The organism is Chryseobacterium carnipullorum (assembly GCF_003815695.1).
Lineage (GTDB): Bacteria > Bacteroidota > Bacteroidia > Flavobacteriales > Weeksellaceae > Chryseobacterium > Chryseobacterium carnipullorum.
This window is the reverse complement of sequence record NZ_CP033920.1, coordinates 194,878-220,189: the sequence shown is the minus strand read 5'-3', so window position 1 is coordinate 220,189 and position 25,312 is coordinate 194,878. Positions and strand designations below refer to the sequence as shown.

Below are 25,312 nucleotides of genomic sequence, written 5' to 3'. Positions count from 1 at the left end.
ATAATGGCAAAGTTAGAGAATAATAACGAGAATGAGAATAAAAAATCAGTAGCTGAGAACCTAAGTGATCAGGTACAGAAGACTGTTGGGAATGTGGAAGATGCTGTGAAGGAGACCGTTAAAGAAGCATCTGAGCTGGCATCAGATGCCATTCATCATCCCGTAGAAACGGCTGAAGAATTTGGGAAGCAGGCGATGAAAGATGTGACCAGCTATTCCTGGTGGGCCAGACTGCTCCTCATCCTTTTCTGGTTGGGAGTTATTCTCGTGGGTGGAGTATTAACGGTGATTAATCTTCCCGCCACCAAGCAATGGGCAGCAGATCAGGCATTACAGATCGTAAACAAAGATTTTAAAGCGGGGATGTCTACGGAAAGTGTAGAAGTAGATTATTTCGGAGACGTCACCATAAAAGGATTAAAGATCAAGGATTATAAAGGCCTTGAATTTATCAAAGCTAAAGAATTTCGTGCCAATTCCGACTGGATGTCTTTAGCATTCAATGCCATTTCAGGAAACAGCAATTCATTAAGTTTTAATTCACTTACTCTTGTCAATGCAGACGTAAAAGTCATCACTTACAAAGGCGACAGTATTTCCAATTTTATCAGATTTACACAGCTGTTCGACAGCGGAAAAAAAAGAGACCCTAAAAAGCCCCCTTTTCAGCTGAATTCCCGGGTGCAGATTATTAATTCAAACGTTTCCATCGTCAGTCAAAACTCTCCGGGAGAACCAGGAAAATGGCTTACGGCAACAAAATTTAATTTAATAGCGCCTAATGTCAAGGTGAACGGACCCAATATTTCGGCACTTATCAATAATATGTCCTTCGTCACTTCCAGATGGGGGAAATCTCATTTGGTAGATACATTCTCTACAGAACTTTCTTTAACCCATGAATTTCTTTCATTAAAAGATCTTACCCTGAATACAGACCATTCGTTGCTTCAGGGGAATATCAAATTTAATCTGCACGACGGTTCATGGTCGGAGTTTGCAGACCGTGTTCGCTGGGATATGGATATTAAACAGGGAAGCCAGTTGAGCGGATATGACATCAGCTATTTCGTTACCAACTGGGATAATTTCAAACCATTCAACCTGGCAGGAAAAATGACAGGCCCTTTGAATAAATTTCATTTGGAAAACTTCCTGATCAGAAATCCTGACGTGAATATTGCCACAAAAACCATGAAGGTGGACAGGCTGCTGAAAGGAAATTTTTCCATTGAAACCAACGACCTTTCGACAGATTTTACCTACAAGGATCTTAAAGCCATGATGCCTTCATTTATCTCTAAAAAGATGAAGAATTTTGCAGATGACTTTGGGAAGCTGAAATATAACGGAGCCGCAAAAGTAAACCCTGAGCAGATCTATGTACCAGGCGGAAATCTGATGACCGGAATAGGACAAGCCAAGATATCCAGGCTTTACCTTACCGGATACAGTACGGCAATGCCTAAATATTCAGGATATCTCGAAGTAAAAGATCTGAATACTTCTGTCATCACGAAAAATAAAACAGTCGGTCTGATCTCCGGTAAATTTGATCTTAACGGGCAGAGTTTCGACGTCAATACAATGCGTTTAACCACTAAATCTCAGATCTCCAGCATTGAGATTATGGATAAGCAGATCAACAACCTGTATCTGGACGGATTATTGGATCATAAAAAATATAACGGACTCATCACCGTTAATGATGAGCAGGCTAAAGCTACGATTAAAGGCCTTATAGACTTCAGTACCTCGAAAGTAGCGATGAACGTGAACGCAGACGTAACTTCCCTGAATCTGAATTACTTTACCAACAAACCGGGAAGCCAGATTGTAAGCGGTCAGGTAGAAGGGAAAATGTCGATGTCTTCTATTAATGACCTTACTCTGGATGTGGATGCCAATAATCTTCATTTTGCAACAGCCACCCAAAAATACAGTATTCCTAATGCGAAGCTGAAAACCTTCGTGGAAGCAGGCGGACGTGTCATTGATGTTGATGCGCCGGGTGCGGCAAGCGGTAAAATCTCAGGAAAATATAACCTCGCAGATCTTGCAGGAATGATGGAGAACGGGATAGGAAGAATACTGGTTGGACCTCCACCAAGAAAATTATACAGAGGACAGAATTTTAAGATGAATTTTGATGTTCAGCAAGGGGTGGTGAATTATTTCCTTCCCGATCTGAAACTTCCTCAGGGTGCTGTAGTTGATGGAGAATATAACGGAGATTCCAATGATCTGATCCTCAATCTCGATGCTGCTTCCCTAAAGTATATCATGACTAAAAAGGAAGAGATTACCGATGCGGATAAAGCGTTGGCAGCAGCCAATCCTGAATACCAAATCAATGACCGGAATAATATTTCCAGAGACAGTGCCATGATCGACAGTGTGATGGTGAGAGTGAATACAGCTAATCTTGATCAGCAACTTTACGCAAGGATAAGCAAACTGGTCTATAATAAAAATATCATCAAAGATTTTGAACTTAAAGGCAAAAATGAAAACAATACAGCCCTTCATCTGGCGACCACCTTCAAACATGGAAGTCCGGAAGATGAGCTGAGTGACAATCTTAAAGCTTATGCCATCAATGTAGACCAGTCTACCAATGCTGCCGGAGATTACGTTTTCAGATTTGAGCCTACAGAAGTGAAATTCAATGATGTTACCTGGGCAATAGATACGAGTCCTGAGCTGGACCATTCTATTACTTATCGAAAAAGTGCGGGGGATTTTGATATACGGAATCTTAGGATTTATTCAGAAAAAAGTGCTCTGTTTATTAAAGAAGCACAATTCAAATCTGCCAAAGACTTTTATGTAGATGCAGATATTGAAGAATTTGCGATAGAAAAACTTCTTGAGATGCAGTCCGGAGGAAATCCTATGGGAATCAAAGGTCTGGCAAATGGAAGTGTGAAGATCAAAATGGATAAGAGTACTTTGCAACCATTGGTAGATCTTACCGTAGATAATATAATAATGAACGGAAATGAAATGGGTGACCTGACAATTTCCGCAACCAACGGGTTCTCTCTGAATGTATATGATGTTGATGTCAAAGTAGCTTCTGCCGGAATTCTTGGAAATAACAACCTGCATCTTACAGGGACTGTTAATAATAATACCGCTTCTCCAACGATTGACCTTACGGCGGAAATGCGTGATTTTGACCTTGCCTTTACCCAGCAGTTTGTTCAGACTGTTTTTGGAAACATAAGAGGAAAAGCAACAGGAGACCTCAAAATCAATGGTAAGTTGAGCAATCTGGATTATAGTGGCGATATTGCCTTGAAAGGTTTTGGTCTGAAACTTCTTTTTACAGGAGTGGATTATTCATTTGATGATACGGTAATCCCACTTTCAAAAGGACTTGCTATCCTGAATAATATTGAAGTACATGACGGAAGATCCAATTCTAAAGGAGCTATCTCCGGTGCGATTCAGTTTGAAACCATTTCTTCAATGGGGGTCAACCTCGTGATGAGAGCAGATAATCTCATGATGCTGAATACCTCACAGAAAGATCTTGATCTTTTCTGGGGAAGAGTGTACGGACAGGGAGACCTGTATGTGGACGGACCCGTTTCCGGACTGAGTATTTCTACTCCTAATATGAAGGCATTGAACGGAAGTACTTTTACTTTTAACTCCAGTTCTACATCCAATGTGGAAGAATTTAAAATGCTGAGGTTCCTGAAAGAAGGAAAAGACGGACTGATCACGCTGGAAGAAAAGAAGAAGACCGGGGCCAATATGAATATCGATTTCAGTCTGGATGTAGATAAGGGAACTACGGTGAATGTACTGGTAGGAGATGATGTAGGAAACATTATGGTAAAAGGAACAGCGGAAAAGCTGAGGTTCCAGATGGGAAGACGTGGAGGAATTGCCATGAACGGTACCTATAAGGTAGATAACGGAACATTTGTTTCCAAAGCTATTTTGAATAAAACCTTCCAGATCGAAAAAAACAGCAGCATCCGATGGGATGGTGATGCGATGAAGCCGGCACTGGATATCACAGCCAATTATGTAAGAATGGTTTCCAATGCAGGTGAATATCTGAGTATGGGGAAACTTCAGCCAATCAGTGTACTGCTTCAGGCGAATATTACCCAATCACTTATCAATCCAAAAATAGATCTTAATGTGACCGCACTGGATGTCTCCAGCCAGGTAAAAGAAACATTGGCAGCCAAGATGAGCCAGGAAGGAGAAAAAGTTCTTCAGTTCGGTTCCATATTATTGTTGAGTACTTTTAATGTATCCAACAGTGGAGGGGTGGATTTTGATGTGGCAGGAGTAGCTGAATCTTCGGGGTATAATATGCTTCTTAAACAGTTGGGATCTGTATTGAATACCATGAGTAATGAATTCCAGATTGACCTGAATTATGTAAAAGGTGACCAGAATTCCAACACAGGTGACCGTGCCAACGCCGGAGTAAGCGTAGCCGTTTCACCTAGAATAAATATTAAAACAGGACTGGGAATTCCACTGACAAAAACTGAAGGTGCTCAGAATAATTATCTTTCCGGTGAAGGATCTATTGAATATGATATCTCAAAAAAGAATGATGGAAGTCTCGTCTTAAGAGGATATTCAAAGCCTACCAACATAGGAATGATCAGTACGAATGGTTCTGCAAATCAAGCGTATGGTGGGGGTGTAGTGTGGAGTAAAAGCTTTAATTCTCTATTCAAAAAGAAGAAAAAAGATAAAAAACAACCAGAAGCCAAAAGTGAAATAAAAACAGATTCTACAAAATCAGGTGCTAAATAATCGTGATATTTTAATGATTTTTATCATCTGTGTTAATTATTGTTAATGTTTGATATAATTTTTTTAGTTAAATAATTTTTTATAAATTTGCAATAAATACATGGATTTTTTAAGAAAATTGTAATTTAACTAATATGAACTATCAACTGGACGAAATAGACAAGAAAATTCTTGATTTCTTAGTCGAAAACACAAGAATGCCTTTTACAGAAATTGCAAAGCAGATGGATGTTTCTGCTGGAACAATTCACGTAAGAGTGAAAAAAATGGAGGATGCAGGTATTATTTTGGGATCATCTCTTAATATCGATTATGGCAAGCTGGACTATCACTTTACAGCTTTCATTGGGATCCTTTTGACAAAATCAAACCGCACTCAAGAGGTATTGAAAGAATTATCAGTACTTCCAAACGTAATCGAAGCAAGCGTTATTTCCGGAAAATATAATATTTTCTGTAAAGTAAGAGCTAAGAATACGGAGGATGCGAAAAGAATTATTTATCAGATAGACGACATTCAGGATGTAATGAGAACCGAAAGTATGATCTCCATGGAAGAGTACTTGAGCGACAAAAACAGATTGATCAACGCTATTTCTATATAATTCAAATTCTAAACGAATATATACCAAAGAACTTATGAATATATTCATAAGTTCTTTATTTTTGTACCTATGGAAGAATACAGTTACTTTGACGAGGATCCAAAGAAAGGATGGGGTTTTATTTTAGCATTCGCAGCATTGATGCTGTTCACAATTATGGGGCTTGGAATAGATGTGGATGAATATCTCCAGCATGAATTTCTTCAGATTCCGAGATGGTACTTTTTCGTTATCTTTTCCATTGATGTCCTGATGATGATCGGATTGGTCCTGATGTTTTTCTACAGAAAAATAGGTATCTTCATGTTTCCTGCACTATTGGTCCTGCATTTCTTTATGCATAACTATTATCTATCTACATTTTTATATACGGATGTCACCAATCTGTTTCTGTTCACTGGCTTTGGAATGCTTGCCATTATACCAAAATGGAAATTTTTCAGATAAGAATTGTTCTGAATATTTAGATTTTTAATTGTTGCGTATAGAAATGTAAAGCCTGCTGTTTTAAAGGGTTTTTACTCCAGGCTTCCCACTTTCCTGTATACGGATCATAACCGCATTTTAGCGGCTTTGAAAGGTCTGATCCATTGTTGTCTTGATGGGTTCGCTCTGTATAAGCTCTGCAGTCGGTACAGATATATCTGAATTCACAGTCTTTACAGACTTCTATCTTATCTTTGGTAATGTTCCAGTATTTTTTAAATCCAGGCTTCATCAGAGCTTCTTCAAGAGTACTATCGTTGATGTTTCCAAAATGATCAGCCATTAGCGGACAGTTTTTAATGTTACCGTTGCGATCTATTCCTATCTTTTTATGGAGACAGGAATTGTAGTTGAGTGCTTCAGAAACTTTTGGAAGATTGGTGTTGAAATACTTAAGATCTACTTTGCCGCAGGAGGATATTTTAAGATTTTCCCGGCTAAATTGTAAGCTGAATCTGAAAATATCTTTGGATTTCACTGGAAACTTAGGACAGCTATGGAACACTAAACTATAAATTCTATTAAGTGTTTGATGGAGGCTGCTGATAAAATTTTCATTCACATCATCATGGAATGGCGAAAATATTTCAATTCCGTTTAAAACAGAGCCTTTAAATTGGTCATCAATGTCCTGAAATTCTTTGAGCGAAAGTTTGTTGTGACAGTAGATAACAAGATGTTTTACCCCAAGATTTTCCACAGACTGTTTTATTTTATCCAGAACGGCAATATCATTGATTTCTATGAAAACATTAGAAATTTCATGGGGTTCATAGAATGTATAGGAGAGTGGCGGAAAATTCTTGTCCCAATCTCCATCGGTCATAAAACCATATTCTTTTTTAAGTAACATATCTATATATTCCCTGATAAACAGTCTGGATTCTGCATCATAAACTTTCAGAATATTTTCAATTGATTGATTCTTTAGTCCTTCTATAACTTCATGCAACTCCAAGGGATACAGATCTGAAGTATTTCTCTGAAGATCTGAGATTAGAATCCGGCTGGCTCCTTTTGTAACCAGAATGTTACTGAATAAATTAAAATATGTCATAAAAGTCTTGTGAGCTGTTTTAAAGGTTTTTCTCTAATATGATGTTCTGTCTGGTATTTTTCAGAAGGTACAAAGTATAACATGTTGCTATGGATTTTACCTGCGTTTTTGGTTTTAAATATCTCGAGATATTGGAAGGTCAGAGGTAATCTGTTTTTTTCATTGTAGAGTTTTTTCATAAATATTCAGCTATTTTTTGTTCCAATGAGTAATTGCATGTATTGGACATTCCGGTAAATTGCCCAATAGGGTTGATCTCCAGAAAATAATGTTGATTTCCTTTTTTTATAAAATCAATTGATCCTGAGTTCAAATCTAAAAATTGCATCAGTTGATGAATCTTTTCTTCGACATCGATGGGAAGGTTGTAGGGAACATTTTTATTAGGCTTTATTCTGTTGTATTTTCTAAAATCTACTCTGGTTTGTTCATCGTTTTGTGAGAAAATAGCCATTGACCAGCATTTTCCGTTGAGATAAAACGTTCTCACTTCAAATTCTTTTTCAATTTTTTCCTGAAAAAAGGTGATGAAAAAATATCCGTCTTCATGTTTATCAACAACCGATGTATACATAAAACCACCGTAGTTTTTCTTGATGTCATCCAGTATGGTATTTCCATTGATTGTCTTTATGATGGTATTTTTAATTTCTGTCTCAGACGTATGTTCAGCCAGATAATACTCCGGAATATCAAACCCGATTTCCTTTGCTTTGTCAAGGACAAGAAGTTTATTGACATCGCTGTTGCTATATTTGTTAATATGTCTTTTATTTTCAAGTGTTTTTATAACATAGTCCTCAAGCCAGTGCTGGGTTTCATTCATATGCAAATGAATGGACTTATGTAAATATTTTAAACGTTTAAATGCTAATCTGCCTCTTCTGTACCAGACACTTTCTATTTCATCCAGAAAGAATTTGTTACGGGCACTTTCAAGCAAAATTCTTTTGTTTAGAGTTTTGATCTCAAATACTTCATCTTCATGCACGCGGATGAATTTTTTCTTCATTACGACCAAATGCTTAATTACTTCTATAGTCGTAATTTCATTATTTTGAGAGATAATAAGGATCATAATACATCAATGATTATTCATTTTTCTTTGGAAGTCTTTTGTGATTTTTGACGACTGTTTGAAGGTGGGAAAGCCTATCGCTTGACGGTTACGGTCTATTCTGACGGAATCTTCAGCATTAAAATTCTTGTCATAATGCGAGTATATACCGTAAATAGGTTCTAAATGATGAATGTATTGGTATTTGTCTACCATCTCAATATAATCTCTTGGGGTACATTCACCCGACCTTACATATTCCAGTAATTTTGTCTTGAAATATTCATAATACTCCGTTCCTGCCATATGATTGAGAAGAGTGCCCATAGACATGAATTGGTCATTGTTTCCAGAGAGGCCTATTTTTTGCCTTGAGGGGAAACCATAATTTTTGAATGTCCAGATCAAAAGCTCAGCATTTTTTTTATCATCTTTTACTACAGTTGGGCCCACGCGGGCATTATATTGGTCTCTGGCCGATGCAATACTGAAAGAATCTATCAGTACTTTATTTAAGCTTTTTTTCCATTGCAGAACTTTTCTTTCAACACCAATACTGTCAATGCCATACTTTTCATAGAGTTTGAAAAAATCCTGATCTTCTCTTTTATATTTCCAGTTGGGTGCCGACTGTGCTATAAGTTTGTCCAGACTTTTTATGCCTCCAAACTTTTTATGGAATTTATCTGCATATCTTATGTAGACCTCGTATTCTTCCATACGTTCATTTTGAGAAGGAGGATATTTCCTGAATAGCTTTTTATACTGCCTTATCGTTGCTAAAGTATCTTTGTCAACTCTTTGCATGCTGTCAATGGCATATACTTTATGGTAATAATCTATGTAATTCAGATTTTTACTTTTACACGAAAGAAAAGCTATTCCAATCAGGAATATAAAAATGATTTTTATATATTTCATTGGCCTATTTTTTATCTAAAGAAAGAGGGGGGGAGTTCCCCCTCCTTATATTTAGTCAACTGTTATTGTCGCAACATGTTTTCCGTCATTACAGATCGCTGTATCTCCGGTATTTCCTGCATTACCATTGGGGCCTGTTTCTGAAGTTGTTCTGATGCTCGTTTCAGCTCTTCCTCCGGTAATATTTCCGGGATTGTTCAGTTTTTTGTTTTCTAATGAAGAAAATCCGTTCTTCATTCCTTGAAGCTTTTTCATAATTGAATAATTTTTTAATTAATATTTGTGTTGTCATGTAAACCCTGACCCGGTTTTTTATTCTTCATCGCATCCCATACTGTACACTTACGGGTGAAATGTTGAATATCCAATCAACGTTGATGATTTCAAAACTATCAATAATTAAATCTCTATTATGTGAGTATTACTGTGGATTTTTTGCGAATTTAGAAGGGTTAAATATTGGGTTGTACACATTAAAATAAATCTTAAAAATGTTTACTCTATAAAATTTTATCAGTTGAAAAATTCATAATATAGAATTGGTGTCGCAAAACTGAATTGCTAAATCAATCCTCATATATTTTTAATGTATACAGTAATTAGGTACTATACATGCAAAAAAATTAGTGTACACCATGCAGAAGATCGTGTTTAAAAGATTTATTTTTTCATCTATTTTTGTATATTGATCCCCATCATCAACACCAAAATGACAAAATCAACGTATGCAAAACCTCAAAAAACTCAATACTGAGTTAAAAAATCATCTTGAAGAATCTAAAAAACGGCTTATTAATGATATTGTACAAATTCTTAAAGGAGAAAATGTAGACTATCTTGAAGGCAAGCATAAAGTGGATACCAAAGCTCTGTATTTTGAATATGAGTATGATTATCTTGACATTGTAGCCTGGGCTGTAGATAAAAACGGAGAAATCATTACAGATATCCTGAAACTTCCAGGCCAATGAAAAAAGCAAATGGGGGAAAACGAAGACTGGGATTCATTTTTGCCTGAAAATATAGGGACCGCAGCTTCAGACTTCCAGGATCGCCATGAGGACGATGATGATTTCGATGACTTATGGGATGAATATAACGAAGAAAAATACGAATTGTTTGAAGACTGGTTCTGTACATGCTGGAAAGAAGCCTCGGCGCAGACAGAGACAAGAGTACACGCTTATTTCTCTATTCATGATACCTACTTCAGAACAGATCTGGATACCTTAAAAACTATTAATGATGATGAGATAGCAGAACGCTATATATCCAAATAAAATAATTAAACATTAAAATACATCACTATTTATTATGAACACTTATCAATTTTACAAGAAAGAAGGGAACCTTTATGTTTTTAAGAACCAGCCGATATTTAGCTTTATATTGGCCATCATTATGTTCATTGTTGCAGGAATCTCTTATAAAAATAATATTCCTTTACTGGGCTTATTCCTGGTTGCTGTTGGAGCATTAATCATCGCGAATTTCTTTGCCAGAAAGTTTGTGATTGATACGCAACAGCAGACCATTACCTGCAAACCAAGTGTTTTTGTTGCTTCAAAGACCTATTCTTTTCAGGACTTTACTCATTTTCAGGTGTTGGCAATGAAGTATCTTGGTTTCCTGACAACCAATGTATTCCTGAATATTTATTTTGATATGAATGGAAAAGAGCAGAAATTTATGATAGGACAGGCTCTTACTCATAAAAGCATCCAGAAAATGGTCAATGAAACTGAAGATATCATGGGTCTAAATGAAAACATGCGATGAATACCAAAGACCGATATAAATTTGAGGATAACGGAAGTGAAATAAGTTTTATGCCTGATTACAATTTCCTGCGTACTTTAAGATGGTGGTTGGGGGCTGGCAGTCTGGCTATTCCGGTGCTGTATTATTTCAGAAATATATTATCTGAAAATGCCTTTACCATTGCTTCTGTGATATGGATAATCTATATGGTTTATTTTCTGTGGGATCTTATTTTCAAAGTTCCTGTAAAATATATTTTTGATAAAAGGGAAAAGATCATCTACAGGAAATTATTCTTTACCAAAAACATCATGAACTTTGATGAAATGACTTATTTCATTAATGATGAAAGCGGAGGATATTACTATGTTATCGGGAAAAAAAGAAACCAGTTTGTGAAAAACTACAGGATCAGTAGCTATTTTTCAGGTTCAAAATCATCCAGAATAAAAGAAGATGAATTTCTGGAAAATATCTTATATCCGGTACTTGATGTGCTTGATATTCCGATCAACAGACCTCAATAATCATCTTAGTTGTAGAAAGACCAGAATTACTTATAAACGTCAAAATAATTACTGAGACCATTCTCTCCTCCGGAGGGGTGTCAAATCTTTGATTTGACGGGGTGGTAAAATAACTCGGGCTGTTTCAAAGAAACAGCCCGAGTTTAGTTATATGATATAGCTTATCCTACTTATCTAAAATTCTCTTCACGGCTTCTTTCACAGCAGCAGCGTCGATTTTATATTTCTTCATCAATTCAGCAGGGGTAGCAGATTCACCAAAAGTATCGTTTACTGCAACAAATTCCTGTCTTGTTGGTCTCTTTCTCGCAAGCATTCCTGCAACAGATTCTCCTAAACCACCAAGATAGTTGTGCTCTTCAGCAGTAACAATCTTCCCTGTTTTTTCAACTGATTTTAAGATGATTTCCTCGTCCAGAGGTTTGATCGTGTGGATATTGATTACCTCACAAGAAATGCCTTCTTTTTCAAGTTCGTCAGCAGCGACAAGAGATTCCCAAACAAGGTGTCCCGTTGCAACGATGGTTACATCAGTACCTTCCTGAAGCATAATTCCTTTTCCAATTTCGAAAGGCATATCTTCCGGAATAAACACAGGAACGGTAGGTCTTCCGAATCTTAAATATACAGGACCTTCGAAGTCAGCAATAGCAAGCGTAGCTGCTTTAGTCTGGTTGTAGTCACAAGGGTTGATTACCGTCATGCCAGGAAGCATTTTCATCATCCCGATATCTTCCAAAACCTGGTGAGTAGCACCATCTTCACCTAAAGTAAGACCAGCGTGAGATGCACAGATCTTTACATTTTTACCTGAATAAGCAATTGATTGACGGATCTGATCATACACTCTTGAAGTAGAGAAGTTCGCAAACGTTCCTGTAAAAGGAATTTTTCCTGTAATGCTCAAACCAGCAGCAATACCCATCATATTAGCCTCTGCAATCCCTATCTGGAAAAATCTTTCCGGAGCTTTCTCGATGAATTTCTCCATTTTCAAAGAACCGATAAGATCTGCACAAAGTGCCACTACATTAGGATTTTTGTCGGCAAGTTCTGCTAATCCAGCTCCAAATCCTGAACGCGTATCTTTTTTTTCTGTATATGTATATTTCATTTTTTTCTTTACTAAAGTTTTTAATAATTGATAAATGATAGGTCAACGATTTAAAAACGGTCATCATTTATCATTAATTATTAATAATCAGCAGGAGCTTCCAGATATAATTGTTTGAATGCGGTATCCAGCTGCTCGTCATTTGGAGCCTTCCCATGCCATGCATGTGAACCCATCATATAATCTACACCGTAACCCATCTCTGTATGAAGAATGATAACTACAGGCTTTCCTTTTCCTGTCTCAGTTTTTGCTTTCTCAAGAATTGCAGTTACAGCTTCAAGATCATTACCGTTTTTCTCTTCTAAAACAATCCATCCGAATGCTTCAAGTTTAGCATGTAAATTTCCTAAAGTCAATACATCATCTGTATCACCATCGATCTGACGTCCGTTATAATCAATTGTTGAAATAATATTGTCAACTTTTTTACCTGCAGCATACATCAAAGCTTCCCAAACCTGACCTTCCTGAAGCTCGCCGTCTCCGTGAAGCGTGTAAACAAGAGAATTGTCTCCATCCAGTTTTTTACCCTGAGCTACACCAAGTGCTACAGAAAGTCCCTGACCAAGAGATCCTGAAGCAATTCTGATTCCTGGAAGGCCCTCATGAGTAGTGGGGTGACCCTGAAGTCTAGAATCCAGTTTTCTGAAAGTTTTCAGCTCTTCTACAGGGAAAAAGCCAAATCTCGCTAAAGTAGAATAGTAAACCGGTGAAATGTGCCCGTTTGAAAGATAAAAATGATCCTCGTTCTTGCCTTCCATAGTGAAAGGAAGATGATAATTCATTACCTTCCCGTAAAGCGCTGTAAAATATTCTGTACAGCCTAAACTTCCACCCGGGTGCCCTGAATTGACAGCATGAACCATTCTTAAAATGTCTCTTCTGATCTGCGTAGTAAGAGATTTTAACTCTTCAATACTTTTACTCATTATATCTGATTTATTTACACGCGAATTTACAATTTTTTACCGGCTTACGGAAATGCAAAAATCCGGACTCAGGATCCGGATTTAGAATTATTTCTGCGAAATACTGATTTTAACAGCCTTCGTTAAGGTATACTGAAATTTGTGTAACGATGTTGTTAACAAATTTAAAAGAAAGCTGAGTTCCCGCATCCAGATCTTCTAAAGTGAAATATCCCGTATCTTTAAGACGCTTTTCTCCCTTTTCATCCCAAGCAGGATGCACGGTAAAACTCGGATAATTTCTATAGGCATTCATCAGGTCATCTCTGGTATTTCCTACTCCCATTCCGCTTTTTGTTTTGAATTTTTGGCTTGTGGTTGTCAGTCCCATAATACTGACCACATTAGGTTTTGCTTCGCTGATATAGTTCTCGTAGAGATCAATCAGGATCAACTCTCCATTATATTTTACATTGTTCTTGATCAGCCCGTCTGTCATTTTCAATGCGGTACCTGCTGTCTTTTCAGCTTCCGCTTTTTCCATAAAGACTTTGTAGGGCCCCATTCTTAAAGTGGAAACCTCAAAATCCTGAGCATGTACGCAACAGAATGTCAGCAGGAATAGGATAAGTGAAGTAATTTTTTTCATGATTGATGATGTTTTTGGAATAATAAGCGAGAGGCACTGATCTTATTTTTTGCCTAATGTTGTATTAATAGCTTTCTTGATCATAGGTTCCATTATGGTATAGCCTGATAGAGTAGGATGGATACCGTCTTTTGAAAGTCCTTCACGCAGGCCCCCTTTTTCATCCCGCATGGCTGCATTGTAATCAATGAAAGGAAGTTTATTTTTTTGTGCATACTGTTTTAGCCTGCTGTTCAGGGCATCTACTTTCTGCGCCACATCAGTTATTTCCTTACGCCAGGGGAAGGCCGCTGCAGGAAGTACAGACGCAATGATGACTTTAATTCTGTTGCTTTGGGCAATGTCAGCCATCGCTTTAATATTATTGAACGTAAAGTCCTGGTCATAAACACCCGTGTTTTGGGCAATGTCGTTAGTCCCTGCATTAATGATCACCAGCTTTGGCTTTAAAGCAACAACATCATTTTGAAACCTCAGCAGCATTTGTGAAGAGGTTTGTCCGCTGATGCCTCTTCCTGTATAATTGTTCTCAGAAAAAAACTCCGGATGGCTTTTTACCCAACCTTCGGTAATGGAATTACCCATAAAGACCACATCCACTTTTTTCTTTGCATTGACAATGAGTGTATTGTCATCTTTATACTTAGCAAGGTTAGCAAAATCAACCGCACTTTGTGCGCTTACCAATTCGCCTGCCAGCAAGCCTAAGGCTATGAATATTGATAATTTCATATCGTTTCTTTTTAAAGTCAACAAGTGCCGGTTGAAAATATAAATGATCATCAGTGGCTCTTGATAAGATAATAATATTGATCAGACTACTTTTAAATACTGTTTATTTTTGACCAGCCACAAACCGATAAAAGTAAGCAGGCCATTAAGAATAATCAGCTCCACTCCAATTCTGTAATCGGTGTAAGTGGTAACAGCTAAATTGATTAAGTAAGTAATAACCGGTGCTAAAAGCGTCACGGCAAGAATGGAATACTTTCTTGAAATCTGAAATTTGGTGAAAATTCCGAAGGCGAATAATCCTAAAAGAGGTCCATACGTGTATCCTGCAATTTCCATGATCAGATAAACGATTGATTTATCATTCATCGCCTTAAAAACCATAATCAGGATGAAAAAAACCACGGTGAAAGTTAAGTGAACTTTCATACGAAGGTGTTTTTTCTGTTTTTCTGTTCTGGTTTTATCTTCATTAAGGTTTAATAAATCTACACAATAAGAGCTTGTTACTGCTGTCAGAGCTCCATCCGCAGAAGGAAATAGTGCCGAAATCAATCCAATAATAAAAATAATAGAAATGAACATTGGAAAATGTCCCTGAAGCGATAAAGCCGGGAAGAGGTCGTCTCCCATAATATTTTTTATATTTCCTGCAGCATCTTTAAATCCGAAAATATTCGTTACTGTTTCAGATTTTGCCAGGCCATATTCTGCGCCATTCTGTAAAGCAAAAAGATAAAGTAAACCGCCTAAAAACAGAAAGGCAAGATTGACAAAAAGAAGTGTGCCCGCAAATGTCAGCATGTTCTTTTTAGAATTCTGAAGATTATCCACAGAAATATTTTTTTGCATCATTTCCTGATCAAGACCAGTCATTGCGATGGTAATGAAGATTCCCCCTAAAATGGTTTTAAGGAAGAAGGTCTTTGAATTGGGGTCAAAATTGATAAAATGAGTATAGTTTTTCTGTTCTAATATAGTGTAAGCTTCACCAAATGAAAGATTCAGATTAGATAAAATATAAATGATACAGGCAACCAGACTGATGATCATAAAAGAGGTCTGTAAGGTATCCGTAATTACAATCGTTTTCACGCCACCTTCAAAAGTATATAAAAGTACCATCAGCAAAAGAACAAGAGCAGTAACCCAAAAAGGAACCCCCAAACCTTCAAGCAAAAAGATCTGCAAAACATTCACTACCAGATATAACCTTGCCGTAGCACCGATCGCTCTGGAAATGATGAAAAATATTGAACCTATTTTATGAGCCTCTACATTAAATCTTTTGCCTAAATAAGTATAAATGGAAGTCAGATTCATTTTATAGTAGAGTGGAAGTAAAATGGCAGCAACGATAAAGTAGCCTATAAAAAAACCAATCACCATCATATAATACTCAAAACCTCCGAAAATATATTCACTACCGGTCATCTTTCCTACCGTTCCCGGAACTGAAATAAAAGTAACCCCACTAAGGCTGGTTCCTATCATGCCGAATGCCACGAGCCACCATTTACTTTTTTTATTACCAATAAAAAAAGACTGGTTATCAGAATTTCGGCTTGTGAAATAGGAAATCACCAGAAGGCCGATAAAATAAATAAATACAAATAGCAAAAGGATGGTTCCTGAATTCATGCTGAACTTTTAAATTTTAGCAAATATAGTTTTTTTCTGTTCTGCTAAAAAAAGAAAAAGCCTTTCAGGGATGAAACGCTGAAAGGCTTGTATTTTAAGGACAACAAGTAGGACTAGTTCACCAAAACATCCTGTAGCTCCTCACTTTTCTGAAAACTTGCTTTGGCAAACGGGCAGAGAGGGATGATCTTTTTGTTGTTTTTTCTTGCGAAATCTACTGCGGCCAGAAGCATTTCTTTTCCTACACCTTTTCCGTTGTAGGCTTCTTCTACCTCTGTATGATCAATGATGAATCTTTCTTCTCCAGCCCAGGTATACGTCATCATTCCTGCGCGTTTTCCGTCTATGAAAGCTTCAAAACTTCCGTGTTTCTCGTCGTTGTTTTGTTTTACTTCGGTCATATTATGAAAATTTGGTTAGTATTTCTATATCGTTAGTTAGTATTTTATGGACAGGACAGGCATCCGCGATGGTATGTAGTCTTTTCAGCTGTTCATCATCCAGAACACCGTCAAAGGTGATCTCTCTTTGGAATACCGCTCTTTTTGTCAAAGGATAATTTTCAAGCGCTACTTCCACATGAATGTTTTCCACATCCCATTCCTTTCTTTCGATGTACATTCTTAAAGTGGCTGCAGTGCAGCTTGCCAGAGAGGTCGCCAGAATTTCCATAGGATTGAAACCCTTATTCTGCCCGCCTTTATCGATGGGTTCGTCGGTAATGATCTGGTTTTCGCCGGCCGTTACCTCAGTATAATATTTTGTTTTTCCTAAACTTGCTTTTACGGTTACCGCCATGATTATTGTGTATTGAATTTATAACTTAATGCACCCGAAGGGCATTGGTCAATTTGGTTTTTAAGTTCTTCCGGACTTGCATTTTCAGCTTTTATCCAGGGTCTGTCTTTAGGATGGTAGACTTTGGGAAGCATTTTTACGCAAACAGCCGAGTGGATGCACTTGTGAGGCTGCCAGATGACAGTGATACTGCCGTTGGGATATTCGTGAGTTTCCATATCAATTTTCTTTTAATGATTTTTCGATTCTTCGGTCCGGAATCAGCCATATCAAAGCCACGATATAATAAAAACCTATGGCAATATAGGGATAAAAAAATGAAACCGCGATTCCGAGGATGTTAAATATAATCGAGATATACTCTTTAAACTTTGAATGAATAGCTTCTTTTAATCTGGAATTTTCGCCTTCGCACCTGATAATCTGGTTCTCTAAAATAGTGTAAGCCACCGCCGCCATGATCAGACATATCCCGTAGGCTGCCACCGGATTCTTTGCGAAATGCGTCGTCCCGATCCATTCTGTAGCGATAGGCATCAGCGAAAGCCAGAAGAGCAGATGAAGGTTAGCCCACAGGATGCTTCCATTAATCTTCTTTACAGCCTGAAAAAGATGATGATGATTATTCCAGTAGATTCCGACATAAATAAAACTGAAAATATACGCAAGGATTCTGGGTACGATAGGCTTTAGGCTGGCCCAACTGCTCCCTTCCGGAACTTTCAGCTCCAGAACCATGATCGTAATGATGATGGCTAAAACACCGTCGCTAAAAGCTTCCAGTCTTCCTTTAGTCATTGGTTTTTACTTCATCTTTGAAGTGGATGATCTTATCTTTAAGCTCCTTCAGCAGATCAGGATTAATGATGCCACTTTCCATATCAAAATTTTCATAAAACTTAGGGAGCGAGAAAGTATCTTTGATATCGGCAGCGAATTGTGGGAAAAATGTCTTCGCTGTATTCATGACATTGCCGCCGCCATAACCTCCCGGAGAAGTACTCATCAGAAGCATAGGTTTGTTTTGAAATACCTTGACATTGATCCTTGAAGACCAGTCGAAGATATTTTTAAAGGCAGCACTGTACGATCTGTTATGCTCTGCGAGCGAGCAGATAATCACATCACATGCTTCTATTTCTTTTAAAAAGTTATGGGCTTCATCCGGAAATCCCTTTTTTTCAAGGTCTACAGAAAAAACAGGCATCGTGAAATCATTCAGATCAAGCAGATTGATTTCGTCATCCTGAAAATCTTTCAGAACAAATTTGACCAGTTCCCTGTTGATCGACGTAGAAGATGTACTTCCTGCAAATGCTAATATTTTCATGGTTTTGATTGTTTAAAGACTGTTATTTTCTATTTAAAACCGACTTGGGAAGGGGAACATATTCGTGTTCGTCGCCCGGAACTAAAGGAAATGCTTCATGATTCTGATCATTCCAGTTCACTTTAGCCTGATCGATCATTTCTTTATCCGAATTCACAAAATTCCAGAATATAAAACGTTCTTCATCAAAAGGTTCGCCACCGAAAAGATAAACCGTGCCGTTTTCACTCATTTCGAATTCGCAAAGCCTGGTATCTTTGGCAATCATCAGCTGTTTAGAGCCGTAAGAATTTCCATCCGTGGAAACCGTCCCGTCAAGGACATACATCGCGGCTTCACCATAAAGATCCTTTCCGATGCTTATTTTTTTCGCTTCTTTGGTTTTGATCTCGATGAAAAATAATTTGCTATGAACCGGAACTGCAGATTTTCTTCCGAAAGCTTCTCCGGCAATCAGTTTATATTGAATACCGTCTTCTTCCCATACCGGAATTTCATCCGCTTCAATGTGATGAAAAGTAGGTTCAGTCTGTTCCAGATGTTTTGGAAGACCTACCCAGATTTGAAATCCGTGAAGTCTTTTATCGCTGTGTCTTAAATATTCAGGAGTCCTCTCCGAGTGCACTACGCCTTTTCCGGCAGTCATCCAGTTCACCGCTCCCGGTTTTATTTCAACCGCACTTCCAATGCTGTCTCTGTGAAAAATAGATCCTTCCAAAAGGTAAGTTAAGGTGGATAATCCGATATGCGGATGTGGTGGAACATCAAGATTCTGGTAATCTTTCAATTCTGAAGGTCCCATATGATCGATGAAAACAAAAGGTCCGACTGCTCTTTTTTCACGGAAGGGAAGAAGTCTTCCTACCAGAAAATTTCCTATATCTGCCGCTTTTTCTTCTATGATAAGTCCGATATTTGACATAACTAAATAATGTTTTTGAATTCTGTTTTAAGTGAGTAGAGTAGATCTTTGAATGCAGGATTAAAGTTTGTCGTATCCTTCAAATTTTTCATCAACAATACGTTTCCACTCCGGATGCTTCTTGATGTAGGCAAAAACATAAGGACAGAACGGAAGAAGTTTTTTATCATGTTCTTCAATATAAGCTAATGTTTTCTCTACAACAGCAACAGCAGCACCGGTTCCTGCCAGCTCAGGCTCTGCTTCGGTATGAACCAAAGCGATCTGATGGCCCATTTCACGATAGTCAATCAATGCATAATGTCCGTTGATTTCTATTTCAAATCTTTTTTCTGCTTTGACAAGAGGAATATTTTCGAATTCGGGTTTCATAAATTTTTGTATTCTAAGTAGGTTGGAGGAGCGCAAAGACGTATAGTAGTGTTAGAACTGTGCGTCTTTGCGTTTCACTCAACATAAGTATATAAAGTTAGTAAAAAAGGAATAATGTAAGATTAAGATAAATTTAATTCTTTAATCTTCAAGATAACCGAACTTTCCGGTATTATAATCTTCAAAAGCCTGCATGATCTCTTCTCTGGAATTCATGACGAAAGGTCCGTGAGGATAAATCGGTTCATTGATGGGTTCTCCGCTGATGATCAATACGATTGAATCTTCATTAGCTTCAATGCTGAAGGTTTCGCCTTCGTTTTTAAACAAGACAAGGTGATCTGCTGCTGCTTTTTCTTCTCCATTGACCATAATGCTTCCTTCAATAACCAATGCAGCCGTATTAAAATGGGGCGGAAAGCTAAAATCAGCTTTTCCACCTGATTTCAGCTTCGCATTCATCATATTCAAAGGTGTGAAAGTTTCCGCCGGACCTTTGTGTCCGTTGTATTCTCCTGCAATAATTTCTACAAGACCGTTTTCGCCCAAATCAACACGCTCCATAGAAGAATTTTCTATAGCCTGGTATTTTGGGCAGCTCATTTTATCTTTAGCGGGGAGATTAACCCAGAGCTGGACCATCTGGAAAATTCCGCCTTTTTTAGACCATTCGGTTTCGTGATATTCTTTGTGAAGAACTCCTTTTGCGGCAGTCATCCACTGTACATCACCTTCCCCGATAATTCCTCCTCCTCCGGCGCTGTCATGATGTTCTACTTTACCTTGATAAGCTATCGTTACAGTCTCAAAACCTCTGTGTGGATGAACGCCTACACCTCTCGGTATTTCTGAGCCATTGAAATGAAATTTTGAATTATAATCAAGCATAATGAACGGGTCCATTCTTTTCATGTCCAATCCCTGTATCCCTGGTATGAAATTATGAACTCTAAAACCATCCCCTACAAAATGGGCCGGTTTTGGAGCTACTATAATTTCTATTTTTTTTGCTGTCATAATATTGTGAATTTATATAACAAAAATACAGCAGCAAGAAATCAGTCACATTGATCTGTGTTAAGTTCGGTAAAGGTGAAAAAATAGAAGGAATAAGACTGGGAATTAATCCTCCTTAGATTTCATATTCTTTCCATCTGAAATATGAAGTCTTCTGAAAACAAAACCTGAGATAATAGTTAATATTCCCACGGTAAGAAAAGTGTAGCGGAAGGCATTGTGGATTTCACCTTCAATAAAGTCTGAATTTTCAAATAATTTTAAAACAATAAGCCCAAAAGCAATTCCAAATCCGATGGCCAGCTGCTGATTAACAGATATCAGTGAATTTCCGCTGCTGGTCTGGAAGTTTCTCAGATCTGCAATAGAAATGGTATTCATCGAAGTAAACTGGATTGAGTTGAAAAACCCCAGTATAGCAATAATGGGAACAAACCAGTATAAAGAAGTGTGAATATTGGGGATAGCCAGAAGGCAGATCAGGGTTCCGATGATGAAGGTATTCACCATTAAAGTCTGCCGGTAACCATACCGATCTAAAATTTTAATAACGGATGACTTTCCGAATATGGCGGTCAGAGCCATCGGAGCAATAATCCATCCGGAAGTTACTGCCGACTGTTTATAGGCAATCTGAATCATTAGCGGAAGCAATAAAGGAACAGAACTGATCCCTAGTCTGGTAGCCAGGTTTCCTACGATCCCTACACGAAATGTTCTTACCTGAAACAGATCTAACGGAAAAATAGGATTTCCACCCCGTCTTGCATGTTTGTAATAATAATACAGAAATAAGAAGCCGAGAATAAAAACAAAAAGCACCGGACTTATATTCTGCATATCTCCGAAAAGTTCCAGTGAAATGGACAACAGAAGGGATGCAGCGGCAAAAATGAGAAATCCTTTTAAATCGAAATCAACATCGGTAGATTTGTAATCGGGCATATATTTCAGTCCCAGGATCATTCCTAACACTCCAATCGGAATATTAATCAGGAAAATCCAGTGCCATGAAAGGTAGTCTACCATATAGCCACCAACCAAGGGGCCGAGTACAGGCCCAATCAATGCAGGAATAATGGCGAAGTTCATCGCTTTCAGAAGTTCGCTTTTGTCAAAAGTCTTGATTAATGCAAGTTTTCCAACAGGGGTCATCAAACTTCCCCCGACACCCTGAATGACCCTTGAAATTACCAGATGGGTGAGATTTTGTGACATGGAACAGAAGAGCGAACCTATGCTGAAAAGAATCAGGGCAAAAATAAATACTTTTTTAGTTCCAAAGCGGTCTGCCAAAAAACCGCTGGCAGGCATGAAAACCGCCAGTGTCAGAACATAGCTGATGATAGCATTCTGCATATTGAGTGGAGATTCATGAAGGTCTCTGGCAATAGAGGGCAGGGAAGTATTCAGAATCGTGGAATCCAGCATCTGCATAAAAATAGCAGTGGCCAGAATGAATGGAAGTATTTTTTTTACAGAGGTTTGTTGCGGGCTTGTTTCTGTCATTCGTTGTAGACTGGAAATCGTTAGACTTCCAGATTTATTTATGGGTAAGAAATTACTGTTTTTCAACAGTCTGATTCTTAGATGAAGAATTTAGTATAAAATTAAAAAAGTCCTGTGAATTTTCACAGGACTTTTCAATTTATTTTCTAGGTTTTTCTACTCCTTTCCATTCGTTGCCGGCTTTTCTGTACTGGCTTAAGATGAACGTTTTGAAATCTTTTGTTTTATACTCAATGTTGTCAGTGTTCTGTTCGAACGGCATGATGTAATAATAATCGATATCCGTTTTGTCTGATTTGTTCCCTTTTTTCACAGTAGGAACATATTTTGAGAACTTATAGCCTGGAAGGTATTGTTTTAATCTTACGTAAAAATCTTTGTCTTCTTTTTCGTTAGGAATGATATCTACAATGTTTAAATCGTCTTTTTTCTTATCGATCCATAGATAATATGTTTTTTCTTCTCCCAAATTTCTGTTTAAAGAGTTGAAGGCAAACAATTCTTTCGGAACCAGTTCCTTAATCTTTTCAGGATCTACTTTCGTATAGAACTGTCCTTTGGATGGGTCTACATAGGTTTCAAGATTGTACATTAAAACCGAATTGTTTTCGAATTTTTTGTTCTTAAAATATTGATTTAAAGATAATTCAGCAGTGGCTCTTAGTTCTTTTCCTCTGTCATCTAATTTTTTGGTAGGATTCTGAGGATTTACTTTTTTCACGAACTCATATAAAACAATAGGTTTTATATCTTTAAGGTGAGGATACGTTTTAAGCTGCTCAGCTTTTACCAGCCAGTAGAACTGCTGATAATAGTCATCCTTATCCTGATCTTTTACAGTCTTATAAGATAAAGCAAGCTTTTTTGAATTTAAGTATTTGCCATATTTTCCCTGTCCGAAAGCAAAACTGATGGATAGTAAGGCAAATAAAACAGTAAGATTTCTTCTCATTTTTTTATAATTGATATTTTCGTTGTCCAAATATAATTATTTCTGTGATATTATTTTTGATTGTCAGTTAAATTATATTATATTATTAACGTTTATTCAAAAGAAAATCCTGTATGGCTACAGGATTGATAAAATTTTTAGCTTTAGAAACGAAAGATTAGAAGTTATACGGAAAATGTTAGAGATGAGATTTCAGAATTGACATGTTACCTGTCACGCATCATTTATGCCTCACTTCCATATGACGTTTCATGCACTTTTACCGCTCTTCCGCTTGGATCATTCATTTTTTTGAAAGCTTCATCCCATTCCAGAGCAATAGGCGTGGAGCAAGCTACTGAAGGTACTGATGGAACTGTTGCTGCTGCTGTTTCACTTGGAAAATGAGTTTCGAAAATGGTTCTGTAACGGTATTCTTCTTTGTTTTGAGGGGTGTTGAGCGGGAACCTGAATCTCGCGTTGGTCATCATTTCATCAGTGACTTCTTTTTCAGCAACCTCTTTTAAGGTATCGATCCATGAATAGCCTACACCGTCTGAAAACTGTTCTTTCTGTCTCCATACAATGGATTCAGGAAGAATATCTTCAAAAGCTTTTCTTAAGACCCATTTTTCGATTTTTCCTTCTGAAACGTTGATCATTTTATCCTTTGGATTAACGTTCATGGCAATGTCCATGAATTCTTTATCAAGGAAAGGAACCCTTCCTTCAATTCCCCAGCTCATCAATGCTTTGTTAGCTCTTAAACAGTCATATAAATGAAGTTTACCTAGTTTTCTTACTGTTTCATCATGGAATTCTTTCGCATTGGGAGCCTTATGAAAATATAAGTATCCTCCGAACAGTTCATCTGAACCTTCTCCGGAAAGAACCATTTTGATCCCCATAGATTTGATCACTCTTGCCAAAAGGTACATCGGGGTAGATGCTCTAATGGTGGTTACATCATAAGTTTCGAGGTGGTAAATCACATCCCGTACGGCATCCAGCCCTTCCTGAACGGTGAAATTAACTTCATGATGAACGGATCCGATATGGTCGGCTGCTTTTCTTGCCGCTGCCAGGTCAGGAGATCCTACGAGTCCTACGGCAAAACTGTGAAGTCTTGGATACCATGCTTCCTGGGTGTCTCCACTTTCAACTCTTTGTCTTGCAAATTTTGCAGTAACCGCTGAAATCACAGATGAATCCAATCCTCCGGAAAGAAGAACGCCATAAGGAACGTCGCTCATCAGCTGTCTGTGAACGGCATCTTCAAGGCCTTTTCTTATTTTTGAAATATCGGTTTCATGATCTTGTACGTTGTCAAAGTTTTCCCAGTCTCTTTTATACCATTGCTGAAGCTCAGATCCGTCAGGACTGTATAAAAGATGTCCGGGAAGGAAGGTTTCAATGGTTTTACAGATTCCCTCCAGTGCTTTTAATTCAGAAGCCACATAGAAGTTTCCGTTTTTATCCCATCCCTGATAAAGAGGGCAGATACCCATATGGTCACGGGCGATCAGATAAATTCCTTTTTCTATATCGTAAAGAGCAAATGCAAAAATTCCGTTAAGCTTTTCAAGGAAGTCTTTTCCATATTTTCTGTACAATGCCAGAATCACTTCACAATCCGACTGAGTCTGGAATTCGAAATCGGGAAATTCTTCTTTTAATTCTCTATGGTTATAGATTTCTCCGTTTACCGCCAAAACTACTTTTTCGTCTTTGGTAAATAAAGGCTGTTTTCCTGAAGTAGGATCTACGATTGCCAGTCTCTCGTGAGAGAATACGACTTTGTCATCCTGAAATACACCGCTCCAGTCCGGGCCCCGGTGACGGATTTTTTTTGACATTTCTAAAACCTGAGGTCTTAATATTTCGGTTTTTTGTTTGGCATCAAACAAACATACGATTCCACACATATTGTTACTTATTTGAAGCAAAATTAGCTTTGATGTTTAAAAATAACAATAAAAAATAAATAAAAGTTAATATTTTTAACTTAATAATTTATTTTATAGAATAATATTAGCTATTTGAGCCAATAATCACATATTTAATTAATTTTTTTCGCCGGGCAATAAAAGCATTTATCATTCTATACAAAATTAAAATGAAATAATTAATAATATATGGTAATTTATTATATGAATTTTAGCCCTTACTTTGTCGCTC

Annotated in this window: 27 protein-coding genes; 7 read left to right on the top strand and 20 right to left on the bottom strand. The window is 37.5% G+C overall.

Features of this window, described 5'->3' with window-relative positions:
• Positions 1-3: 3 nt before the first annotated feature.
• The 3 genes from EG346_RS01050 (at position 4) to EG346_RS01040 (ending at position 5,846) form a co-directional block, all read left to right on the top strand.
• A complete protein-coding gene (locus EG346_RS01050; RefSeq protein WP_123876713.1) occupies positions 4-4,794 on the top strand; it encodes a translocation/assembly module TamB domain-containing protein in 4,791 nt (1,596 codons plus the stop codon).
• Positions 4,795-4,928: 134 nt separating this feature from the next.
• Positions 4,929-5,399: an Lrp/AsnC family transcriptional regulator gene (locus tag EG346_RS01045; protein WP_034703315.1), complete on the top strand. Its 471-nt coding sequence runs from the start codon at positions 4,929-4,931 to the stop codon at positions 5,397-5,399.
• A 69-nt stretch (positions 5,400-5,468) separates the two neighbouring features.
• Positions 5,469-5,846 carry a hypothetical protein gene (locus tag EG346_RS01040; protein WP_123876712.1) on the top strand — a complete coding sequence of 126 codons (378 nt, stop codon included), beginning with the start codon at positions 5,469-5,471 and terminating at the stop codon, positions 5,844-5,846.
• Positions 5,847-5,862: 16 nt separating this feature from the next.
• Here the strand turns inward: EG346_RS01040 and gwsS are convergent, their stop codons facing one another.
• The 4 genes from gwsS to EG346_RS01020 all read right to left on the bottom strand — a co-directional run bounded on the left by gwsS (position 5,863) and on the right by EG346_RS01020 (position 9,175).
• A complete protein-coding gene (gwsS, locus tag EG346_RS01035; RefSeq protein ID WP_123876711.1) occupies positions 5,863-6,942 on the bottom strand; it encodes a grasp-with-spasm system SPASM domain peptide maturase in 1,080 nt (359 codons plus the stop codon).
• Positions 6,943-7,117: 175 nt separating this feature from the next.
• Entirely contained in the window at positions 7,118-8,020 is a 903-nt protein-coding gene (gwsG, locus tag EG346_RS01030) for a grasp-with-spasm system ATP-grasp peptide maturase (protein WP_073333388.1), read from the bottom strand.
• A 6-nt stretch (positions 8,021-8,026) separates the two neighbouring features.
• Positions 8,027-8,920 (bottom strand): hypothetical protein, encoded by an 894-nt coding sequence (locus EG346_RS01025; protein WP_073333391.1) that lies wholly within the window; start codon positions 8,918-8,920, stop codon positions 8,027-8,029.
• 51 nt (positions 8,921-8,971) lie between these two features.
• Positions 8,972-9,175, bottom strand: coding sequence for a hypothetical protein (locus EG346_RS01020; RefSeq protein ID WP_073333393.1), 204 nt, complete (start codon positions 9,173-9,175; stop codon positions 8,972-8,974).
• 470 nt (positions 9,176-9,645) lie between these two features.
• Here EG346_RS01020 and EG346_RS01015 point away from each other — a divergent pair, with 470 nt between their 5' ends.
• From EG346_RS01015 to EG346_RS25000, 4 genes are read left to right on the top strand one after another with little or no spacing between them, the layout of a single operon-like run.
• Entirely contained in the window at positions 9,646-9,891 is a 246-nt protein-coding gene (locus EG346_RS01015) for a hypothetical protein (RefSeq protein WP_123876710.1), read from the top strand.
• Between the two features lie 9 nt (positions 9,892-9,900).
• Positions 9,901-10,200 carry a hypothetical protein gene (locus EG346_RS01010; RefSeq protein ID WP_123876709.1) on the top strand — a complete coding sequence of 100 codons (300 nt, stop codon included), beginning with the start codon at positions 9,901-9,903 and terminating at the stop codon, positions 10,198-10,200.
• A gap of 34 nt (positions 10,201-10,234) precedes the next feature.
• A complete protein-coding gene (locus EG346_RS01005) occupies positions 10,235-10,699 on the top strand; it encodes a hypothetical protein (RefSeq protein ID WP_123876708.1) in 465 nt (154 codons plus the stop codon).
• Positions 10,696-11,208: a hypothetical protein gene (locus EG346_RS25000; RefSeq protein WP_228426474.1), complete on the top strand. Its 513-nt coding sequence runs from the start codon at positions 10,696-10,698 to the stop codon at positions 11,206-11,208. Before EG346_RS01005 ends, EG346_RS25000 begins: the two co-directional genes overlap by 4 nt.
• Before the next feature lie 166 nt (positions 11,209-11,374).
• Here EG346_RS25000 and EG346_RS00995 read toward each other — a convergent pair whose 3' ends face one another.
• The 16 genes from EG346_RS00995 to asnB form a co-directional block, all read right to left on the bottom strand.
• Positions 11,375-12,322 (bottom strand): transketolase family protein, encoded by a 948-nt coding sequence (locus EG346_RS00995; RefSeq protein ID WP_073333401.1) that lies wholly within the window; start codon positions 12,320-12,322, stop codon positions 11,375-11,377.
• 80 nt (positions 12,323-12,402) lie between these two features.
• Entirely contained in the window at positions 12,403-13,257 is an 855-nt protein-coding gene (locus EG346_RS00990) for a transketolase (protein ID WP_394343276.1), read from the bottom strand.
• A 106-nt stretch (positions 13,258-13,363) separates the two neighbouring features.
• The gene (locus tag EG346_RS00985; RefSeq protein ID WP_123876706.1) at positions 13,364-13,882 is read right to left on the bottom strand and encodes a hypothetical protein; all 519 of its coding nucleotides are present in this window, start codon (positions 13,880-13,882) and stop codon (positions 13,364-13,366) included.
• Between the two features lie 42 nt (positions 13,883-13,924).
• Positions 13,925-14,614, bottom strand: a complete 690-nt coding sequence (locus EG346_RS00980) for an SGNH/GDSL hydrolase family protein (RefSeq protein ID WP_123876705.1) — start codon at positions 14,612-14,614, stop codon at positions 13,925-13,927.
• An 81-nt stretch (positions 14,615-14,695) separates the two neighbouring features.
• A complete protein-coding gene (locus EG346_RS00975; RefSeq protein ID WP_073333411.1) occupies positions 14,696-16,255 on the bottom strand; it encodes a sodium:solute symporter in 1,560 nt (519 codons plus the stop codon).
• A 113-nt stretch (positions 16,256-16,368) separates the two neighbouring features.
• Positions 16,369-16,656 (bottom strand): GNAT family N-acetyltransferase, encoded by a 288-nt coding sequence (locus EG346_RS00970; RefSeq protein ID WP_034741912.1) that lies wholly within the window; start codon positions 16,654-16,656, stop codon positions 16,369-16,371.
• A gap of 1 nt (position 16,657) precedes the next feature.
• On the bottom strand, positions 16,658-17,053 hold the full coding sequence (locus tag EG346_RS00965; protein ID WP_123876704.1) for an OsmC family protein: 396 nt from the start codon (positions 17,051-17,053) through the stop codon (positions 16,658-16,660).
• 2 nt (positions 17,054-17,055) lie between these two features.
• Positions 17,056-17,271 (bottom strand): (4Fe-4S)-binding protein, encoded by a 216-nt coding sequence (locus EG346_RS00960; protein WP_073333416.1) that lies wholly within the window; start codon positions 17,269-17,271, stop codon positions 17,056-17,058.
• A 1-nt stretch (position 17,272) separates the two neighbouring features.
• A complete protein-coding gene (locus tag EG346_RS00955; protein WP_073333419.1) occupies positions 17,273-17,851 on the bottom strand; it encodes a TMEM175 family protein in 579 nt (192 codons plus the stop codon).
• Entirely contained in the window at positions 17,844-18,383 is a 540-nt protein-coding gene (locus EG346_RS00950) for an NADPH-dependent FMN reductase (RefSeq protein WP_073333421.1), read from the bottom strand. Before EG346_RS00950 ends, EG346_RS00955 begins: the two co-directional genes overlap by 8 nt.
• A 22-nt stretch (positions 18,384-18,405) precedes the next feature.
• Positions 18,406-19,305 carry a pirin family protein gene (locus tag EG346_RS00945; RefSeq protein ID WP_073333424.1) on the bottom strand — a complete coding sequence of 300 codons (900 nt, stop codon included), beginning with the start codon at positions 19,303-19,305 and terminating at the stop codon, positions 18,406-18,408.
• A 60-nt stretch (positions 19,306-19,365) separates the two neighbouring features.
• Positions 19,366-19,677: a GNAT family N-acetyltransferase gene (locus EG346_RS00940; RefSeq protein ID WP_123876703.1), complete on the bottom strand. Its 312-nt coding sequence runs from the start codon at positions 19,675-19,677 to the stop codon at positions 19,366-19,368.
• Positions 19,678-19,818: 141 nt separating this feature from the next.
• A complete protein-coding gene (locus tag EG346_RS00935; RefSeq protein ID WP_123876702.1) occupies positions 19,819-20,694 on the bottom strand; it encodes a pirin family protein in 876 nt (291 codons plus the stop codon).
• Between the two features lie 105 nt (positions 20,695-20,799).
• A complete protein-coding gene (locus EG346_RS00930) occupies positions 20,800-22,203 on the bottom strand; it encodes an MFS transporter (RefSeq protein WP_073333432.1) in 1,404 nt (467 codons plus the stop codon).
• Positions 22,204-22,342: 139 nt separating this feature from the next.
• Positions 22,343-23,155: a hypothetical protein gene (locus tag EG346_RS00925; RefSeq protein WP_073333434.1), complete on the bottom strand. Its 813-nt coding sequence runs from the start codon at positions 23,153-23,155 to the stop codon at positions 22,343-22,345.
• 224 nt (positions 23,156-23,379) lie between these two features.
• Positions 23,380-25,059 (bottom strand): asparagine synthase B, encoded by a 1,680-nt coding sequence (gene asnB, locus EG346_RS00920; protein WP_073333437.1) that lies wholly within the window; start codon positions 25,057-25,059, stop codon positions 23,380-23,382.
• Positions 25,060-25,312: the final 253 nt, after the last annotated feature.

What these genes read in the sequence shown, in the direction of transcription:
- EG346_RS01050 (WP_123876713.1), top strand. Translation starts at nt 4, where the DNA reads ATGGCAAAGTTAGAGAATAATAACGAGAATGAGAATAAAAAATCAGTA.
- EG346_RS01045 (WP_034703315.1), top strand. Translation starts at nt 4,929, where the DNA reads ATGAACTATCAACTGGACGAAATAGACAAGAAAATTCTTGATTTCTTA.
- EG346_RS01040 (WP_123876712.1), top strand. Translation starts at nt 5,469, where the DNA reads ATGGAAGAATACAGTTACTTTGACGAGGATCCAAAGAAAGGATGGGGT.
- gwsS (WP_123876711.1), bottom strand. Translation starts at nt 6,942, where the DNA reads ATGACATATTTTAATTTATTCAGTAACATTCTGGTTACAAAAGGAGCC.
- gwsG (WP_073333388.1), bottom strand. Translation starts at nt 8,020, where the DNA reads ATGATCCTTATTATCTCTCAAAATAATGAAATTACGACTATAGAAGTA.
- EG346_RS01025 (WP_073333391.1), bottom strand. Translation starts at nt 8,920, where the DNA reads ATGAAATATATAAAAATCATTTTTATATTCCTGATTGGAATAGCTTTT.
- EG346_RS01020 (WP_073333393.1), bottom strand. Translation starts at nt 9,175, where the DNA reads ATGAAAAAGCTTCAAGGAATGAAGAACGGATTTTCTTCATTAGAAAAC.
- EG346_RS01015 (WP_123876710.1), top strand. Translation starts at nt 9,646, where the DNA reads ATGCAAAACCTCAAAAAACTCAATACTGAGTTAAAAAATCATCTTGAA.
- EG346_RS01010 (WP_123876709.1), top strand. Translation starts at nt 9,901, where the DNA reads ATGGGGGAAAACGAAGACTGGGATTCATTTTTGCCTGAAAATATAGGG.
- EG346_RS01005 (WP_123876708.1), top strand. Translation starts at nt 10,235, where the DNA reads ATGAACACTTATCAATTTTACAAGAAAGAAGGGAACCTTTATGTTTTT.
- EG346_RS25000 (WP_228426474.1), top strand. Translation starts at nt 10,696, where the DNA reads ATGAATACCAAAGACCGATATAAATTTGAGGATAACGGAAGTGAAATA.
- EG346_RS00995 (WP_073333401.1), bottom strand. Translation starts at nt 12,322, where the DNA reads ATGAAATATACATATACAGAAAAAAAAGATACGCGTTCAGGATTTGGA.
- EG346_RS00985 (WP_123876706.1), bottom strand. Translation starts at nt 13,882, where the DNA reads ATGAAAAAAATTACTTCACTTATCCTATTCCTGCTGACATTCTGTTGC.
- EG346_RS00980 (WP_123876705.1), bottom strand. Translation starts at nt 14,614, where the DNA reads ATGAAATTATCAATATTCATAGCCTTAGGCTTGCTGGCAGGCGAATTG.
- EG346_RS00975 (WP_073333411.1), bottom strand. Translation starts at nt 16,255, where the DNA reads ATGAATTCAGGAACCATCCTTTTGCTATTTGTATTTATTTATTTTATC.
- EG346_RS00970 (WP_034741912.1), bottom strand. Translation starts at nt 16,656, where the DNA reads ATGACCGAAGTAAAACAAAACAACGACGAGAAACACGGAAGTTTTGAA.
- EG346_RS00965 (WP_123876704.1), bottom strand. Translation starts at nt 17,053, where the DNA reads ATGGCGGTAACCGTAAAAGCAAGTTTAGGAAAAACAAAATATTATACT.
- EG346_RS00960 (WP_073333416.1), bottom strand. Translation starts at nt 17,271, where the DNA reads ATGGAAACTCACGAATATCCCAACGGCAGTATCACTGTCATCTGGCAG.
- EG346_RS00955 (WP_073333419.1), bottom strand. Translation starts at nt 17,851, where the DNA reads ATGACTAAAGGAAGACTGGAAGCTTTTAGCGACGGTGTTTTAGCCATC.
- EG346_RS00950 (WP_073333421.1), bottom strand. Translation starts at nt 18,383, where the DNA reads ATGAAAATATTAGCATTTGCAGGAAGTACATCTTCTACGTCGATCAAC.
- EG346_RS00945 (WP_073333424.1), bottom strand. Translation starts at nt 19,305, where the DNA reads ATGTCAAATATCGGACTTATCATAGAAGAAAAAGCGGCAGATATAGGA.
- EG346_RS00940 (WP_123876703.1), bottom strand. Translation starts at nt 19,677, where the DNA reads ATGAAACCCGAATTCGAAAATATTCCTCTTGTCAAAGCAGAAAAAAGA.
- EG346_RS00935 (WP_123876702.1), bottom strand. Translation starts at nt 20,694, where the DNA reads ATGACAGCAAAAAAAATAGAAATTATAGTAGCTCCAAAACCGGCCCAT.
- EG346_RS00930 (WP_073333432.1), bottom strand. Translation starts at nt 22,203, where the DNA reads ATGACAGAAACAAGCCCGCAACAAACCTCTGTAAAAAAAATACTTCCA.
- EG346_RS00925 (WP_073333434.1), bottom strand. Translation starts at nt 23,155, where the DNA reads ATGAGAAGAAATCTTACTGTTTTATTTGCCTTACTATCCATCAGTTTT.
- asnB (WP_073333437.1), bottom strand. Translation starts at nt 25,059, where the DNA reads ATGTGTGGAATCGTATGTTTGTTTGATGCCAAACAAAAAACCGAAATA.